General features: G+C 60.9%; 12 protein-coding genes. 3 read left to right on the top strand and 9 right to left on the bottom strand.

Going from position 1 to position 16,691, the window contains the following annotated elements:
- Positions 1–111 precede the first annotated feature (111 nt).
- From JOE34_RS03270 to JOE34_RS03290, 5 genes are all read right to left on the bottom strand, one after another.
- Positions 112–828 carry an ABC transporter ATP-binding protein gene (locus JOE34_RS03270; RefSeq protein WP_003317226.1) on the bottom strand — a complete coding sequence of 239 codons (717 nt, stop codon included), beginning with the start codon at positions 826–828 and terminating at the stop codon, positions 112–114.
- Positions 825–1,700 carry an ATP-binding cassette domain-containing protein gene (locus tag JOE34_RS03275; RefSeq protein WP_003317225.1) on the bottom strand — a complete coding sequence of 292 codons (876 nt, stop codon included), beginning with the start codon at positions 1,698–1,700 and terminating at the stop codon, positions 825–827. The genes JOE34_RS03270 and JOE34_RS03275 overlap by 4 nt, the downstream gene beginning before the upstream one ends.
- Positions 1,697–3,010: a high-affinity branched-chain amino acid ABC transporter permease LivM gene (livM, locus tag JOE34_RS03280; RefSeq protein ID WP_209995110.1), complete on the bottom strand. Its 1,314-nt coding sequence runs from the start codon at positions 3,008–3,010 to the stop codon at positions 1,697–1,699. Before livM ends, JOE34_RS03275 begins: the two co-directional genes overlap by 4 nt.
- Before the next feature lie 2 nt (positions 3,011–3,012).
- Positions 3,013–3,927: a branched-chain amino acid ABC transporter permease gene (locus JOE34_RS03285; RefSeq protein WP_003317221.1), complete on the bottom strand. Its 915-nt coding sequence runs from the start codon at positions 3,925–3,927 to the stop codon at positions 3,013–3,015.
- A 161-nt stretch (positions 3,928–4,088) separates the two neighbouring features.
- Positions 4,089–5,225 (bottom strand): branched-chain amino acid ABC transporter substrate-binding protein, encoded by a 1,137-nt coding sequence (locus JOE34_RS03290; RefSeq protein WP_004393977.1) that lies wholly within the window; start codon positions 5,223–5,225, stop codon positions 4,089–4,091.
- A 499-nt stretch (positions 5,226–5,724) separates the two neighbouring features.
- Here JOE34_RS03290 and JOE34_RS03295 point away from each other — a divergent pair, with 499 nt between their 5' ends.
- The 3 genes from JOE34_RS03295 to nadE all read left to right on the top strand — a co-directional run bounded on the left by JOE34_RS03295 (position 5,725) and on the right by nadE (position 8,807).
- Positions 5,725–6,630, top strand: a complete 906-nt coding sequence (locus JOE34_RS03295) for a LysR substrate-binding domain-containing protein (RefSeq protein WP_003393513.1) — start codon at positions 5,725–5,727, stop codon at positions 6,628–6,630.
- A 99-nt stretch (positions 6,631–6,729) separates the two neighbouring features.
- Positions 6,730–7,953, top strand: a complete 1,224-nt coding sequence (gene pncB, locus JOE34_RS03300) for a nicotinate phosphoribosyltransferase (protein ID WP_003393514.1) — start codon at positions 6,730–6,732, stop codon at positions 7,951–7,953.
- A 26-nt stretch (positions 7,954–7,979) separates the two neighbouring features.
- Positions 7,980–8,807, top strand: coding sequence for an ammonia-dependent NAD(+) synthetase (gene nadE, locus JOE34_RS03305; RefSeq protein WP_010407724.1), 828 nt, complete (start codon positions 7,980–7,982; stop codon positions 8,805–8,807).
- 195 nt (positions 8,808–9,002) lie between these two features.
- Here the strand turns inward: nadE and azu are convergent, their stop codons facing one another.
- From azu to JOE34_RS03325, 4 genes are all read right to left on the bottom strand, one after another.
- Positions 9,003–9,449, bottom strand: a complete 447-nt coding sequence (azu, locus tag JOE34_RS03310; RefSeq protein WP_003319566.1) for an azurin — start codon at positions 9,447–9,449, stop codon at positions 9,003–9,005.
- Between the two features lie 152 nt (positions 9,450–9,601).
- Entirely contained in the window at positions 9,602–10,495 is an 894-nt protein-coding gene (locus tag JOE34_RS03315) for a transglutaminase family protein (RefSeq protein ID WP_003393517.1), read from the bottom strand.
- The gene (locus JOE34_RS03320; RefSeq protein ID WP_209995111.1) at positions 10,495–12,990 is read right to left on the bottom strand and encodes a circularly permuted type 2 ATP-grasp protein; all 2,496 of its coding nucleotides are present in this window, start codon (positions 12,988–12,990) and stop codon (positions 10,495–10,497) included. The genes JOE34_RS03315 and JOE34_RS03320 overlap by 1 nt, the downstream gene beginning before the upstream one ends.
- An 89-nt stretch (positions 12,991–13,079) precedes the next feature.
- On the bottom strand, positions 13,080–16,358 hold the full coding sequence (locus tag JOE34_RS03325) for a transglutaminase family protein (protein WP_209995112.1): 3,279 nt from the start codon (positions 16,356–16,358) through the stop codon (positions 13,080–13,082).
- Positions 16,359–16,691: the final 333 nt, after the last annotated feature.

Raw genomic sequence — 16,691 nt, forward strand, 5'->3', positions numbered from 1 at the left:
TATGTCGCACTTATAAGACGCGCCAAAATTGTTTTCCACAATTCCATAGACCGCGCCCCGGATGTTTGAGCATCCGGGGCGCGCGAAGAAAACGGCAGGGTTTTGACGAATTCAGTGCCCGCCCAGATAAGCGTTCCTTACCTCTTCATTTACCAGCAATTCCTTCCCGGTGCCGGACAGTCGAATCTCGCCATTGACCATGACATAGGCCCGGTCAGACAGCTTGAGCGCATGGTTGGCGTTCTGCTCGACCAGGAATATCGTCATGCCCGTGGCTGCCAGTTCACGCAGGGTCGAAAAGATCTGTTTGACGATGATCGGTGCCAGGCCCAGGCTTGGCTCATCGAGCAACAGCAGCTTCGGACGACTCATCAGCGCGCGGGCGATGGCGAGCATTTGCTGCTCGCCTCCGGACATGGTCATGGCGCGCTGATTGCGACGTTCCTTGAGCCTGGGGAACAGCTCGAACATGCGCTGCATGTCTTCGGCCGAATGCTTGTCGCCAATCGGAATGGTGCCCATCATCAGGTTTTCCTCGACCGACATGTCGGGAAAGACCCGCCGCCCTTCCGGCGACTGCGCAATGCCGTTGGAGGCGATGTAATGCGAGGACTTCTGGGTGATGTCGGTGCCCTGATAGATGATCTGCCCACTGGCCGCGCGCGGCTGACCGAAGATCGACATCAGCAGCGTGGACTTGCCCGCGCCGTTGGAGCCGATCAGGCTCACCGTTTCGCCCTCATTGATGTGCAGCGAGACTTTCTTCAGGGCCTGAATCGGCCCGTAAAACACATCGATCTCTTTCAGTTCGAGGATCGGCTTGCTCATACCAGCTCCTCTTCATCAGCGCCCAGATACGCGGCGATCACCTTAGGATCGTTACGGATCTGTTCCGGCCCGCCCATCGCTATCACGTTGCCATGGTCGAGCACCACAATATCGTCGGAAATCCCCATGACCATGCCCATGTCGTGCTCGATCAGCACGATGGTCATGTCGTGCTCGTCACGCAGCAGACGAATCATGCCGCTGAGTGCCTCGGTTTCCTGCGGGTTGAGGCCGGCAGCAGGCTCATCCAGGCAGATCACCTGCGGCCGCGTGCACATGGCTCGCGCAATCTCCAGACGGCGTTGCTGCCCGTAGGACAACTCGCCAGCCAGACGGTTGGCGCAGTCCACCAGATCGACCACCTCCAGCCAGTAGAACGCGGTATTCAGCGCGTCCTCTTCGGCCTTGCGATAGCCCCTGGTATTCAGAATCCCGCTGATCAGGCTGCGGTTGACCCACATGTGCTGGGCGACCAGCAGGTTTTCGACCACCGACATTTCCTTGAACAGGCGAATGTTCTGGAACGTGCGCGCCAGCCCTGCCCTGTTGACCAGATGGGTGCCGCCGAACATTTTGTAGTACACCCGGCTGAGGAAGCTTTTCGGCGACACGAAGTCAGTCGCCTGGAACGGCTCGCCCAACAGCCTGATCACGTTGGTGGTCTTGCCACGGGTATGCAGCTCAATGCGTCCGCCAGTGGCCTTGTAGAAACCGGTCAGGCAGTTGAAGACCGTGGTCTTGCCTGCACCGTTGGGGCCGATCAGGGCGAAAATCGAATTGCGACGGACCTTGAGGCTGACGTCGCTGAGGGCCTTGATGCCGCCAAAGTGCATCATCAGGTGCTCGACGGAGAGAATCACTTCAGTGCTCATCGCGCAGCCCCCTCTTTCACCAGCGCGCCTTTGCGCGGTTTCACCCCGGTGCGGCTGATGCGAATCAGGCCGCGTGGTCGCCAGATCATCATCAGCACCATCAGAATCCCGAACAGCAGCACGCGGTACTCGGAGAAGCTGCGCAGCAGTTCAGGCGCAACGGTCAGCACGAACGCGGCGATCACCACACCGACGGTCGAGCCCATGCCGCCCAGCACCACAATCGCCAGAATCAGCGCCGACTCGAAAAAGGTGAATGAGGTCGGGTTGACGAAGCCCTGGTAGCTGGCAAAAAACACCCCTGCAAGGCCTGCTGTCGATGCGCCAATCGTGAACGCCGACAGCTTGACAAGCACGTGATTGAGGCCCATCGAACGACAGGCGATCTCGTCCTCGCGCAAGGCTTCCCAGGCACGCCCGATCGGCATGCGCGTCAGGCGGTGCTTGATGAACAACACCGCCAGCACGACCAGGAACAGCACGGCGTAGATGAAGATGAATTTCAGGTCCGGGTTGTAATCGAAGCCGAAATATTCATGAATCGGCACCCCGCCATCCTTGGCGCGTCGGCCGAACTCCAGCCCGAGGAAGGTGGGCGCGGGCACCGGCACACCATTCGGGCCGCCGGTGAACGACAGCCAGTTGTTCAGCACCAGGCGAATGATCTCGCCGAACCCGAGGGTCACGATGGCCAGATAGTCACCATGCATGCGCAACACCGGGAAGCCGAGAATGCATCCGGCCAGCGCCGCCGCAATCGCCGCCAGCGGTAACGCCGACCAGAAGCCCAGGCCCAGATACTGATAGCCCAGCGCCAGACCATAAGCACCGATGGCGTAAAACGCCACGTAGCCAAGGTCGAGCAGCCCCGCCAGACCGACCACAATGTTCAGACCCAGGCCGAGCAGCACGTAGATCAGACCGAGAATGACCACGGTCAGAATGTACTTGTTGGCGAAGATCGGGAACACGATGGCAATCACGATCAGCAGCGGAATGATCCAGTACAAGCGTGATCGATGATCCGGTTTGAGCACATGCACGCCGGAGTCGGAGCTTTCGAAGCTCTGGGAAACACGCAGGCCTCTGGGTGTTTGCAGAAACAGACTGATCAAAAAGCGACCGATCATGACCACGCCCACCAGCCAGGCCACGCGGGTCGGCTGCAGGTTGAAGCTGTAGCCATCGAGCACGATCCCGACGATGGGGCCGAACACGATCAGCGCCAGCAACCCGGCGACCACGGCGTCTATCAGACTCTTCTTGATTTCAACAGGTTTGGAAACTGGAACAGCAACAGGAGCGGACATACTTATACCTTCGCCACGAGTGGGCGACCCAGCAGGCCTTGGGGACGGAAGATCAGAATCAGCACCAGCAGGCCGAAACTGAACACGTCTTTGTAATCGGAGTTGATCAGACCGGAGAACTGCGACTCGGCAACCCCCAGGATCAAACCGCCCAGCATGGCACCCGGTAACGAACCGATCCCGCCCAGAACGGCCGCAGTAAACGCCTTGATGCCGATGATGAAGCCGGCATAGAAGTCGAACGTGCCGTAATTCATGGTGATCAGCACACCGGCCAGCGCAGCCATGGCAGCGCCGATGATGAACACATAGGAAATGACCCGGTCGGTGTTGATGCCGAGGATCGAGGCCATCTTGCGGTCTTGCTGCGTGGCCCGGCACATGCGGCCCAGCTTGGTGTACTTGATGATGTAGGTCAGCACGCCCATGCCGACGAAGGCGGCAATGAGGATGAAGATCTTGGTGTAGGTGATCTGCACGAAGCCGCTGCCGACTTCAAAGCGCCACGCACCTTCGAGCAGCGTCGGCACGCCTTGCTGGCGCGCGCCCTGGCTGATCTGTGCGTAGTTCTGCAGGATCAGGGAAATGCCGATGGCGCTGATCAGCGGCGCCAGACGGGTCGAGTTGCGCAGTGGCTTGTACGCCACACGCTCGATGACGAAGCCGTAAACGCCAGTGACCACAATGGTGAAGATCAGCGTACCGAGAATCAGGAATGGAAAGGATTCCACGCCGAAGAAAGACAGAACCGCGAGGCCGATGGCGGCCAGGTAGGCGGAAATCATGTACACGTCGCCATGGGCGAAGTTGATCATGCCGATGATGCCGTAGACCATCGTATAACCGATGGCGATGAGGCCGTAGACAGACCCGAGAGTGAGTCCGTTGACCATTTGTTGCAGGAAGATTCCATCCATCACGCACACTCACACAAAAAGGCAGCTCAGCACCCCGCCAGTCACACCCTCGTGAGGCATGACCGACAGGTCCGAAAACGCTAAAAGAGATGCAGGCTCGCTCTTGGGCGAGCCCATCATCGGGTCAGCGCCTGACGCGCAGGGCCGACGCGAGGTCTATCTCACTTCTGTTTTTCGAGTTGCTTGTATTTGCCGGCGGCGTCCCACTGGTAAACCACGTAGTCGGAGACTTTCAGGTCACCCTTGGCATCCCAGGCTTTTTCACCCATGACAGTCTTGACCGGGTTGGCCTTGAGCCAGACGGCGGCTGCGTCACCCTTGTTGGACTTGGCGCCGTTGAACCCGGCCGCCAGGGCCTGTACCGAAGCGTAAGCGTACAGGGTGTAACCTTCAGGCTCGTAACCGGCCTTGCGGAACTGTTCCACGACAGCCTTGCTGTCTGGCAATGCGCGCGGGTCAGCGCCGAAGGTCATGTACACGCCATCGACGTACTGTGCGCCACCCGCAGTGGTGACCAGTTCGTCGGTCACGACGCCATCATCGGACATGAACTTGACGTCCTTGAGGCCCTGCTCGCGCATCTGCCGAACCAGCGGACCGGCTTCCGGGTGCAGACCGCCGAAGTACACGACGTCAGCGCCTACCGAGCGAATCTTCGTCACCAGCGCACTGAAATCTTTCTCGCCACGGGTCAGACCCTCTTCGAGGATCGGCTTGACGCCCCGCGCGGTCAGTTGCTTGGCCGTTGCGTCAGCGAGGCCCTTGCCGTAAGTGTCCTTGTCGTTGATAACAGCGACTTTCTTGCCTTTGAGCACGTCGACGATGTAGTCACCGGCAACGATACCCTGCTGATCGTCACGACCGCACATGCGGAACATTTCTTTCATGCCTCGCTCGGTCACGGTCGGGTTGGTCGAGCCTGGCGTGATGGCAATCACACCTGCATCGCTGTAGATATCCGAAGCCGGAATGGTCGACGATGAACAGAAGTGTCCGACCACGCCAATCACCTTGTCCTGATCCACCAGGCGGTTGGCAACCGCCACGGCCTGCTTGGGCTCACAGGCGTCATCGCCCGCGACCAGTACGATTTTCTCCCCGTTGACACCACCTGCCGCATTGATCGCGTCGGCTGCTGCCTGCGCGCCCTTCATGTATTGCTGACCAAACGACGCATTCGCGCCGGTCATCGGGCCCGCTACGCCGATTTTCACGTCCGCCTGTGCAAACGAAGACACGCCCAATGCAGTAGCCACTGCAATTGCCAGAAAACCTTTCCTGTAAAACGTATGCGACATAAGTGGTGCTCCTGAGGATATTTTTTTAGTTGGCACTTTCATGATCGAACAGATACAGAGTTGCTCAGAGCAAGGCGCGTGCCATCGCTTTTTAGTTGAAGGAGATGTCGCGTTTTTCGTGTCGATCCATCATGCAAGGCCGCGCAACAGGGCACTCTGGTTGCTTCGAGCGCGCAAGGTGCAACCTCGGAAGAAAAAAGAGCAACCCGTGCGCACTCGAGTAGCAACCAGCACATGCCATGATGGGCAACCCACCTGTAACAGCTCACGTCACCGAATTGCACACGCCCGGTGCGCGAACGCTACGAGACGCACCATTTGAGGCTAGCGGATTAAACGCGGCCTGCCGCAGCCATCGTCAGATTCTGAAACGCGCGTCACGCGACGCCGGTAATAACGTCCCTGCATACGCCCGACAAACGACCTTTAAGCGAGATATCATTCCGATAATTCATATTGCTTACGCCAGCCCCTTCGCGCCGCAAACAGAGAAGTCATCATGCTGAACAAACGTCATCTGCCCTCGATAGCCGCATTGCAATGCTTTGAGGCAGTGACCCGGCACCTGAGCTTCACGCGCGCAGCAGAAGAACTCAACCTGACCCAGAGCGCTGTCAGCAAGCAGGTCGCGCAACTCGAAGAGCTGGTTCAGCACCTGCTGTTTCAGCGCGTGCGCCGACGTCTGCAACTGACCCCGGCCGGGGCGCTGTATCTGGCCGAAGTGCGCAAGATCCTGACCCAGATCGAGATGTCCACCCACTTCCTGCGCTCCTACGGCGGGGAAACCGAGGTGCTGCGGGTCTCCACCCCGTCGACATTCGGCGCCCGCTGGCTGGTGCCGCGCCTCAAGGGCTGGCGCTTGCGTCACCCGCACATTCACCTGGACCTGATCAACGAACAGGAATCCGATGACCTGATCAAGGGCCGCTGCGACGTGTCGTTCTATTTCGGCCAGGCCGCCATGCCCGGTGCAGAAAGCGTGAAGTTGTTCGGCGAGGAACTGGTGCCGGTGTGCGCCCCCGAAAGCCTGCCCGACGAGCCGCTCGGCGACCCGACGCAACTGAGCGAGCTGGTCCTGCTGCAGAATGCCTTCCGCCCCGAAGCGTGGCATGAATGGTTCGAAAGCCAGGGCTATCACACCGACCACAGCTATCACGGGCCACGCTTTGAAACCTTCTATATGTGCATCCGCGCGGCCCAGGTCGGCTGCGGTGTTGCGCTGCTGCCACGCTTTCTGGTCGAGGAGGAACTGGCCGAGGGCAAACTGGTGATTGCCTGGGATTACGCATTACCCAGCACTAACAGCGCCTACTACCTGTCCTATCCGGAACACACCGCCGACGTGCCCAAAATCCGGGTTTTTCTACAGTGGATGCTGGAACAGTTGGATCAACCCCCCGCTTAAGGGCGACAATGCACACCCATCCGGCCGTGAGCCTTCCATGGTGACAGACAGGAAGTCACGCGCCCCACTTTATCCGGCTGCTCTGGAGAGCCTGATTCAATGAGCGAGAGCGCCTTTTCCAATCGCATCGTGCAAAGCCTGCTCGATACCGATTTCTACAAGCTGACCATGATGCAGGCCGTCCTGCACAACTACCCGAACGTGGACGTCGAGTGGGAGTTTCGTTGCCGCAACGGGGAGGACCTTCGCCCCTATCTGGATGAAATCAAGCACCAGATCGAGCTGCTGTGCGAGCTGTCGCTGAGCCCCGAACACCTGGCTTTTCTGGAGCGCATCACCTTCATCAAACCGGATTTCCTGCGCTTTCTCGGGCTGTTCCGCTTCAATACCCGCTACGTGAAAACCACCATCGAGAATGACGAACTGTGCATTCGCCTGCACGGACCGTGGCTGCACGTCATTCTGTTTGAAGTGCCGCTGCTGGCCATCGTCAGCGAAGTGCGCAACCGGCATCGTTACCCGGACACCCTGCTCAGTCAGGCGCGGAATCGTCTGTATGACAAGTTCGAGTGGCTGACCACGCATGCCACGACGGACGAACTGGCCGAGCTGAAAGTGGCAGACTTCGGCACGCGCCGGCGGTTTTCCTACCGCGTGCAGGAAGAAATGCTTGGCGTCCTGAAAAACGACTTCCCAGGTCAGTTCGTCGGCACCAGCAATGTGCATCTGGCGCGCCAGCTCGATCTGAAGCCGCTTGGCACGATGGCCCATGAATGGATCATGGCGCATCAGCAGCTGGGACCGCGCCTGATCGACAGTCAGATTGCCGCGCTCGATTGCTGGGTCCGCGAATATCGCGGCCTGCTGGGGATCGCGCTGACCGACTGCATCACCACCGATGCCTTCCTGAACGACTTCGATCTGTACTTCGCCAAGCTGTTCGACGGTTTGCGCCATGATTCGGGCGATCCGGTGAAGTGGGCCGAAAAATGCATCTCGCATTACCAGAAGCTCGGTATCGATCCGATGAGCAAGACCCTGGTGTTTTCCGATGGGCTGAACCTGCCCAAGGCGCTCGATATCTTTCGCGCACTGCGCGGACGCATCAATGTCAGCTTCGGGATCGGCACCAACCTGACGGCCGACATCCCCGGCATTGCGCCGATGAACATGGTATTGAAAATGACGGCGTGCGCCGGTCAGGCCGTGGCGAAAATCTCTGACGAGCCCGGCAAGACGCAGTGCAAGGACCCGAACTTTGTCGCCTACCTGCGGCATGTGTTCAAGGTGCCTAATTTGCCTAGCCCGGAAAAACCCGCTTGAATTGTCCTATCTACGAGGAGTGAATCATGCACGCCGTACAGCGCCAGATTGCTGAACAGCTCAAGGTCCAGCCACCTTTCGCGGACCAGAACGCGCTGCAGGCCGAGGTCGCCCGCCGCGTCAACTTCATCAAGGAGTGCTTGCAGAACGCACGGCTCAAGACCCTGGTGCTCGGCATCAGCGGCGGGGTCGACTCGCTGACGGCGGGTTTGCTCGCCCAGCGTGCGGTCAAGGAGCTACGTGAAAGCACGGGGGACAACGCCTACCGCTTCATCGCAGTGCGCCTGCCTTACGTGGTGCAGGCCGATGAGCACGAAGCCCAGGCCTCTGTCGACTTCATCGAGCCGGACGAGCGCCATACCATCAACATCGGCAGCAGCGTCAAAGCACTGGCCGCCGAGGTGAAGGCGTTCGACGGACTCCCGGCGACCTCGGTGGATTTCGTGCTCGGCAACACCAAAGCACGCATGCGCATGGTCGCGCAGTACACCGTCGCCGGGGCGTACCAGGGGCTGGTGATCGGCACCGATCACGCGGCCGAAGCGGTGATGGGTTTCTTCACCAAGTTCGGCGACGGCGCCTGCGACCTGGCACCGTTGAGCGGCCTGGTGAAAAACCAGGTACGCGCCATCGCCCGCCATTTCGGCGCACCTGAATCACTGGTCGAGAAAGTGCCGACTGCGGACCTGGAAGACCTGTCACCTGGCAAACCGGACGAAGCCTCGCACGGCGTGACCTACGCCGAGATCGACGCCTTCCTGCACGGCGAGCCGGTACGCGAGGAAGCCTTCCGGATCATTTGCGAAACCTACGCCAAGACCCAGCACAAGCGAGAATTGCCTTACGCACCATGAGTGATCTGCGCGGCACGGATTTGTGACGCTCATTGCTGGCTATCGTGCCGACGCTCTGCGTCGGCATGCAGTTCTGGACGCTCCGCGTCCGATCCTGAATGTGCGCAGCGGCTCAGATCTGTGACGCAGAGCGTCACAAACGGCATTCCACGGAGCGTGAGGAACGATACTCTCAGACGCTCCGGGGACCTGTCGTTACTTCAGGGTCACAGCGCCTTTCATCATGCTGATATGGCCCGGGAAGGTGCAGAAAAACTGGTATTTTTCCGCCGGATCAAGCTTCGACACGTCAAACGTCACCGAATCCTTTTCGCCAGCACCGATGACTTTGGTGTGGGCGATGACGCGGGTGTCGTCCGGCTTCACGTAATCCTTGTCGATGCCAACCGACATGCCGTCAGTGGTGATCGCCTGAGCGTCGGCTTCTTTGCCCAGTACCCAGTTATGTCCCATGACATTCTTCGGCAGGCTGCCGGAGTGAGTCAGGTTGACGGTGAATTCCTTGCAGCCCTTGTCGATCTCAATAGCTTTGGTGTCGTACATCATTTGATCGGTCGAATCGACTGTGACCGAGCACTCGGCAGCCAGCAATTGACCACTGGCCAATGACAACAGCGAAATCGCTACAAGCTTGCGAATCATTTGAATCTCCAGGGCAGGACTTGATTAACGTAAAACTGATGTAGGAAGAGAGTGCCCGATCAGGGCCGGGGTTCCAAGAACGTGCGTCAAATGGTCCCGCGGACGCTCGCGAGAGAGCGCCCTGTTGAAGAACGATTCACGGGACCCGGTAATTAGCCGCTGACCGGCATCACCGTGACCCGCACATCCGGATCATGCGTGCCGCCGCCCAGAATCACGCCACGCAACGGCGAGACATCGGAGAAATCGCGCCCCCAGGCCAGGCTGATGTGTTCCAGCGCAGGCTGCACATTGTTGGTGGGGTCGAAGTCGACCCAGCCAGAGGCCGGGCAGAATACCGAGACCCAGGCGTGCGAGGCATCGGCACCGATCAGCCGGGGCTGGCCCGGTGGCGGCTGGGTGAGCAGATAGCCGCTCACATAGCGCGCTGCCAGGCCCCGGGAGCGCAGACACGCCAGCATCAAATGGGCGAAGTCCTGGCACACGCCCCGCCGCCGCTCCAGCACTTCCACCAGCGGCGTGGCGACCTGAGTGGCCTCTTCATCGAAGGTGAATTCCTCGAAAATCTTTTCCATCAAGGCCTGTACGCACAGCAACAACGGGCGGCCAGGCGGGAAACAGACCTGCGAGAATTCGACGAACGAGCGCTTCAGGTGAACGTAGGGGGATTCGAAGCGATAGCGGCAGGCCTCCAGAATGTCCTCGGTCATCGGCTTGGCGCTGTACGTCAGCGCACTGCGGGTCACCTCCCATTCCGGCGACAGATTGAAGTCCAGAAACGGCTTCTCCATGACCTCGATACGCAACCGCGCATTGACCTGCAACTCATCGTGCGGACGCTCGAAGGCCAGACGAGTCAGCGGGTTGCCGAACACATCCAGCTCATCGCGACGCGTAGTGGGTTCAGGAAGAATCTCCAGCGCCTGCTCGGTGCAACGCTGCCAGGGACTGCTGCGTGGCCACAGGTGCGCCAGTTGCTGGGCCAGCGAAACCGGGCTGTCGTACTTGTAATGCGTGTCATGGAAAATCTGGTAGAAAGCGCTCATCAGACAGACACCGTGCGTTGGCTGACATCATCGACGTGGGCAAAATGGCGCAACGCCAGGCGATCGGACGCCAGGCCACTGCTGTCGCCAATGCTTTGCAGCAAGTCCGCCAGCCCGTCGAGCACGGCATCGATACTGCTCTGGCCAAACAAAGGGTTCTCCAGACTGCCCAGGTCGAACGCGGCAAGACGCTGCGCCAACACCGACAGGCTGCTGTCGCGTGGCGCATCGAACTCGTCGTTCAAGCGGCGCAACGAGCGCTGCACCAGCTTGAGCTGGAACAGCACCGCATGCGGGTTCTGATCGTCGAGCAGCAACAGGTCGAGCACCGGAATCAGGTGCGGCACGGCCATGTAGCGCGAGCGATAGGTGATGCTGCTGTTGCCCAGCTCCAGCAACCACTCCAGCCCGGCCCGTTCGAAAACCACCAGCCCGCGCAAAAACGCCGACAGACTGGTGCTGAGAAACTTCAGGCGCTCGATCCGTCGCCCGATCATGAGGAAATTCCAGCCTTCGTCACGGGTCATGTCGTCCAGCGCAAAACCGGACAGCGCCGCCAGCGACATCACCAGGCGGTTGAGAAAATCCAGCAGCTCGCCGAAATCCGGCTCTTCGCTTTCCAGGCTCAAGGCTTCGCGCTGCAACTCGACCAGCGCCTGCCAGTTTTCCTTGGATAACTTGCCACGCACTTGCGAAGCGGCCCATTGCAGCCGCTGCAAATTGGCCCGAAGGCTGAACGGCCACTCGTCCCCCAGCAGCGCGGCAAGCAGGCGATCCTTCAGCTCTTCGCCCTCCTGCGCCTCGGGCAGCATGCCCAGGCTCTCGGCCAGCGCGACGGCGGCTTGCAGCGCGAGAGGGTCATCATCGTCGACGTAGCGCGTCAGCATGATGCGCAGCAGGCGCGCACTGTCGTCGCAGCGCTCGCAGTAACGTCCGAACCAGAACAGGTTTTCCACCACCCGTGACGGCAGATAAGGGTCGCGACGGATCAAGTCGTAGACACCCAGCTTACGCTGGCCCTTCCACGGCTCGCCGAGGTGCGAGCGCTCGCCCAGCACCCAGGTGTCCTTGCTCGCCCCACCACGCTGCATCGAAACCACGTCGGCATCGGCTTCGGCGGCCACACGGGTCAGGCCGCCCGGCAGCACGCGATAGCCGTCGAGGCTGGCCACTGCATACACCCGCATGCCGATGGCGCGCGGCTGCAAACCGGTGCCATCGGCCTGCAGCACCGGAGCATGGGACAGCTGCGCCAGCTCCTGAGCGACGTAGGCATAGGGCCGCGACTGCATGCGCTGGGCAAGTGCGAGGCGCTGCTCCTCATTCAGATCACGGCCGAACACCGGCGCGAAGTGTTGTGAGGGGAACGCCGGCTTGATCAACAGATCCGGCAGTTTTTCCAGCGCCTGGGCCAGCACCGGCGGCTCTCCGCACCACCAGGTCGCTACCGAGGGCAGAATCAGATCCTCGCCGAACAGGTATTGACTGATTTTCGGCAAAAAGCCCAACAGCCCTGGGGACTCCAGCACACCACTGCCCAACGCGTTGGCGACCAGCACATTGCCCTGACGCACCGCCTCAAGCAGCCCCGGCACACCCAGCGCAGAGTCGGTACGCAATTCCAGAGGGTCGCAGAAGTCATCGTCCAGCCGGCGCATGATGGCGTGAACCCGACGCAAGCCGCTGAGGGTTTTCAGGTAGACCGTGGCATCGCGCACCGTCAGATCGCCACCCTCGACCAGCGGATAGCCCAGTTGCCGCGCCAGGTACAAGTGTTCGAAGTAGCTCTCGTTGAAACGGCCCGGCGTCAGCAGGACGATCAGGGGGGCTTCGTTGCTGGTCGGCGCCTGACGGGCCAGCGTCTGCTGCAGCGCGTCGAAGAAACCCGACAGGTGCCGGACTTGCAGGTCGCGATAGGTTTCCGGCAGGGCACGCGCGACGCTTTGGCGGTTTTCCAGCGCATAACCGGCACCCGAGGGCGCCTGGGTACGGTCGGCTGTGACCCACCAGCGCCCGTCCGGGGTGCGCGCCAGGTCGACGGCGTACATGTGCAGGAACGTGTCTTCAGGGGGCTTGACGCCCTGACACGGCCAGAGAAAGTTGTTGTGGCCAAACACCAGCTCGGCGGGCAGCAGGCCATTGGCGATCAACGTCTGCGGGCCATAAAGGTCCGCGAGCACAGCGTTGAGCAACCGCGCACGCTGGGCAATCCCTGCCGCGACGTGCTGCCATTCATCCGCTGCAATGATGTGCGGCAACAGGTCCAGCTCCCACGGGCGATCAGCGCCTTTGGGGTCGGCATACACGTTGTAGGTGACACCGTTTTCCTGAATCTGCCGGGTCAGCAGGGCCTGACGCTGGATCAGTTGCGCCGCGCTGCTGCGCCGCATGTGCTCGTACAGACGACGCCAGTGCGGGCGAACGGCTCCGTCAGCGTCGAGCATTTCGTGGTAAGTACCCTCGGACAGCGGGTAGTGGTCAAGCAGGTCGGGCATGGAAGGCTCGGCAGGCAACGTAAGGACTTCAGATTAGTGCAGTCAGATGTCACGTCCGTGTGCATCTGACGCACAGAGCCACTGTTTTTTTATTGCAGACGCATATCCAGCGTCATCGGCAGCTCGTCGTTAATGTTGAGCGACGGAACGTCCAGTTTGCCGGGGGTATGGCCGATGCGGAAGAAACGTGACAGACGACGGCTTTCCGCTTCGTTGGCGTTGACCGGCAAGGTTTCGTAATTACGGCCGCCCGGGTGGGCGACATGATACTCGCAGCCACCCAGCGAGCGGTGCATCCAGGTGTCGAGCAGATCGAAAACCAGCGGCGCGTGCACGCCGATGGTCGGTTGCAGGCAGTTGGCCGGCTGCCAGGCGCGATAACGCACACCGGCAACGAACTCACCGGCCCGCCCGGTCGGCTGCAAAGGCACTGCCACGCCGTTACAGGTCAGCACGTAGCGCTGCGGCGGCAACCCGCGGACATGCACTTGCAGACGCTCAAGCGAGGAATCGACGTAGCGTACCGCGCCACCAGCCGAGCCCTCTTCACCCAGGACATGCCAAGGCTCAAGCGCCTGACGCAGTTCCAGTTCGATACCGTTGACGGCGTAATCGCCCACTTTCGGAAAGCGGAATTCCAGGTGCGCAGAGAACCAGTCGGCCTGCACCGGGTAGCCTGCCGCGTTGAGGTCGGCGACCACATCGGCAAAATCCTGCTCGATGAAGTGCGGCAGCATGAAGCGGTCATGCAGTTGCGTGCCCCAGCGCGCCAGCTTGGCGGGTGCATAGGGTTCACGCCAGAAGCGCGCCACCAGCGCGCGCAGCAACAACTGCTGCGCCAGGCTCATGCGTGCATGCGGCGGCATCTCGAACGCACGCAGCTCCAGCAGCCCCAGCCGTCCGGTTGCACCATCGGGCGAGTAAAGCTTGTCGATGCAGAACTCGGCCCGGTGGGTATTGCCGGTGACGTCGATCAGCAGGTTACGCAGCAGACGGTCCACCACCCACGGCGCAACCTCCTCGCCTGGTGCCGGCATCTGCGCAAAAGCAATTTCCATCTCGTACAGCGAGTCGTTGCGCGCCTCATCGATGCGCGGTGCCTGGGACGTCGGGCCGATGAATAGGCCGGAAAACAGGTACGACAGCGAAGGATGGTTGTGCCAGTAGCTGATCAGGCTGCGCAGCAGGTCCGGACGCCGCAGAAATGGCGAATCTGCCGGCGTCGCGCCGCCCAGGACGAAATGGTTGCCCCCGCCGGTGCCGGTGTGACGGCCATCGATCATGAACTTCTCGGTGGTCAGACGCGTGAGGCGTGCCTGTTCATAGAGAAACTCGGTACGCTCGACCAGTTCGTCCCAGCTCGCCGAAGGCTGCACGTTCACCTCAATCACACCAGGGTCCGGGGTGATCCGGAAATTGCATAGCCGCGGATCGCTTGGCGGCTCGTAGCCTTCCAGCAGCACCGGACACTGCAGTTCTTCTGCAGCCGCTTCGATCACAGCTACCAGCTCAAGGTATTCCTCAAGCTTTTGCAGCGGCGGCATGAACAGGTACAGCCGCCCTTCCCGCGCCTCGGCGCACAACGCCGTGCGGGTCAGCCAGTCGGCCGACTCATCGATCTTCGGCGCGCGCTCGGCGTCCGTGTCTGCGGACTTGAGCACCGAGGTCAACGAGTCGCTGTCGGCCAGTTCGGGGAAGTCTTGGTTATGGTCGGTCGGGTGAATGAACGGGTATTCCGCCGCCTTGACCCAAGGCTGCGACGCCAGCGGCAATCGATAGCCCAGCGCAGAATCCCCCGGCACCAGACGACAATGCTCGTCACGCAGGTACCAGCGGCCACTCTGCCAGCTGTCACCGTCCGCGTTGCGAGCCAGCGGCAGGACCTGACCGATCATCTTGTCCAGCCCCTGGGCAAAGACCTTGCGCAGACGGGCACGCTCCAGTTCATCGCCGAGTCGCGAATCTTCGGCCGTGACGTTGACCGGCAACGCGCCTTCGCGCCATAAATAGTAGAAATTGTCTTCGTAAGCCGGGAAAACGAAGCGCGCCGGCAGCTTCAGGCGCTCGGCAACACTGGCCAGAAAACGCCCCGCCAGTTCGCCGGTAGCGCCGTAGTCACGAGTCTCATCGGCGATCAGCGTGTTATTGCGCCACACCGGCTGGCCGTCCTTGCGCCAGAAGCAGTTCAGCGACCAGCGCGGCAACTGCTCACCCGGATACCATTTGCCTTGCCCGAAATGCACGATGCCCAGCGGCGCGTAATGCCCGCGCATGCGCTGGAACAGCTCGGCGGACAGCTCACGCTTGCGCGGCCCCAGCGCAGCGGTGTTCCATTCAGCGCCATCACGGTCGTCGATGGACACGAAGGTCGGCTCGCCGCCCATGGTCAACCGCACATCGTCGCGCAGCAGATCGGCGTCGATCTGTCGGCCCAGGGCCTGTATGTCCTGCCATTGCGCTTCGGTGTAAGGCTTGGTGACGCGCGGCGCCTCCCAGATGCGCTCGACCGACATTTCGTGGCTGAAATCGGTTTCGCACGGCTCGACCAGTCCACTGATCGGCGCTGCCGAGGAAGGCTCGGGGCTGCACGCCAGAGGAATGTGTCCTTCGCCAGCGAACAGACCGGAAGTGGCATCCAGCCCGACCCAGCCCGCGCCCGGCAGATAGACCTCGCACCAGGCGTGCAGGTCGGTGAAGTCGACATCCGTACCCGACGGCCCGTCGAGCGCCTCGACATCGGCCTTGAGCTGGATGAGGTAGCCCGACACGAACCGCGCCGCCATGCCCAGATGACGCAACAGCTGCACCAGCAGCCACGCGGAGTCACGGCACGAGCCCGATGCGTTTTGCAGGGTGAATTCCGGGGTCTGAACGCCCGGTTCCATGCGGATCAGGTAAGCGACGTCCTGGCTCAGGCGCTGGTTGAGGCCGACCAGAAAGTCGATGGCCGGAATCGGCTCGCGACTGATGCTGTCCAGGTACGCCTGAAACCTCGGGGTCAGCGGCAGTTTTTCGAGGTACGGCGCCAGCTCGCGCTGCTCTTCGCTGGCGTAGGTGAACGGGATGTTCTCGGCGTAGGGCTCGAGGAAGAAGTCGAACGGATTGAACACCGCCATCTCGGCGACCAGATCGACTTCGACGCGGAATTCATCGGTCTTTTCCGGGAAGACCAGGCGCGCCAGGTAATTGCCTTGAGGGTCCTGCTGCCAGTTGATGAAGTGGTTTTCAGGCAGGACTTTCAGCGAATACGACAGCACGCGTGTGCGGCTATGGGCGGCCGGGCGCAGGCGAACGATCTGAGGACCCAGTTCGACCGCGCGGTCGTAGCGATAGTGCGTGACATGGTGCAAGGCAATATGAATCGACACGGCGTGCCTCCTGCGAGCCTGAACGGTAATTGAGCCGCGCAAGACTTATGCCATCCGGTCAAAGTCGTGCGCCAACAAGAGTGGCATTCCCCGCCTGAACAGGCGCAGCACCAAAATCGTGCCGGCCGAAGCCAACGGTGCAAGGGTCGCACAGTAATAAGGCAGACAGTGTGGCAGAGGGATTGAATGGGGGGTAAAGAATTGTGAGCGGTGTGGGTGGGTGGCGTTTATAGATAGAGCGGCGCGGCGCAAGTGGTGTGACGCGGAGCGTCACGAACGGCATTCCCACGCTGGAGCGTGAGGAACGATGATCTCAACTATCGTGCGACGCTC

Origin of the sequence: Pseudomonas sp. PvP028, from assembly GCF_017832255.1 — a bacterium.
Lineage (GTDB): Bacteria > Pseudomonadota > Gammaproteobacteria > Pseudomonadales > Pseudomonadaceae > Aquipseudomonas > Aquipseudomonas syringae.

Coding starts and splice junctions, on each gene's coding strand:
- JOE34_RS03320 (WP_209995111.1), bottom strand. CDS start 12,990: ATGCCCGACCTGCTTGACCACTACCCGCTGTCCGAGGGTACTTACCAC.
- JOE34_RS03295 (WP_003393513.1), top strand. CDS start 5,725: ATGCTGAACAAACGTCATCTGCCCTCGATAGCCGCATTGCAATGCTTT.
- pncB (WP_003393514.1), top strand. CDS start 6,730: ATGAGCGAGAGCGCCTTTTCCAATCGCATCGTGCAAAGCCTGCTCGAT.
- livM (WP_209995110.1), bottom strand. CDS start 3,010: ATGTCCGCTCCTGTTGCTGTTCCAGTTTCCAAACCTGTTGAAATCAAG.
- JOE34_RS03315 (WP_003393517.1), bottom strand. CDS start 10,495: ATGAGCGCTTTCTACCAGATTTTCCATGACACGCATTACAAGTACGAC.
- JOE34_RS03290 (WP_004393977.1), bottom strand. CDS start 5,225: ATGTCGCATACGTTTTACAGGAAAGGTTTTCTGGCAATTGCAGTGGCT.
- JOE34_RS03285 (WP_003317221.1), bottom strand. CDS start 3,927: ATGGATGGAATCTTCCTGCAACAAATGGTCAACGGACTCACTCTCGGG.
- nadE (WP_010407724.1), top strand. CDS start 7,980: ATGCACGCCGTACAGCGCCAGATTGCTGAACAGCTCAAGGTCCAGCCA.
- azu (WP_003319566.1), bottom strand. CDS start 9,449: ATGATTCGCAAGCTTGTAGCGATTTCGCTGTTGTCATTGGCCAGTGGT.
- JOE34_RS03270 (WP_003317226.1), bottom strand. CDS start 828: ATGAGCAAGCCGATCCTCGAACTGAAAGAGATCGATGTGTTTTACGGG.
- JOE34_RS03275 (WP_003317225.1), bottom strand. CDS start 1,700: ATGAGCACTGAAGTGATTCTCTCCGTCGAGCACCTGATGATGCACTTT.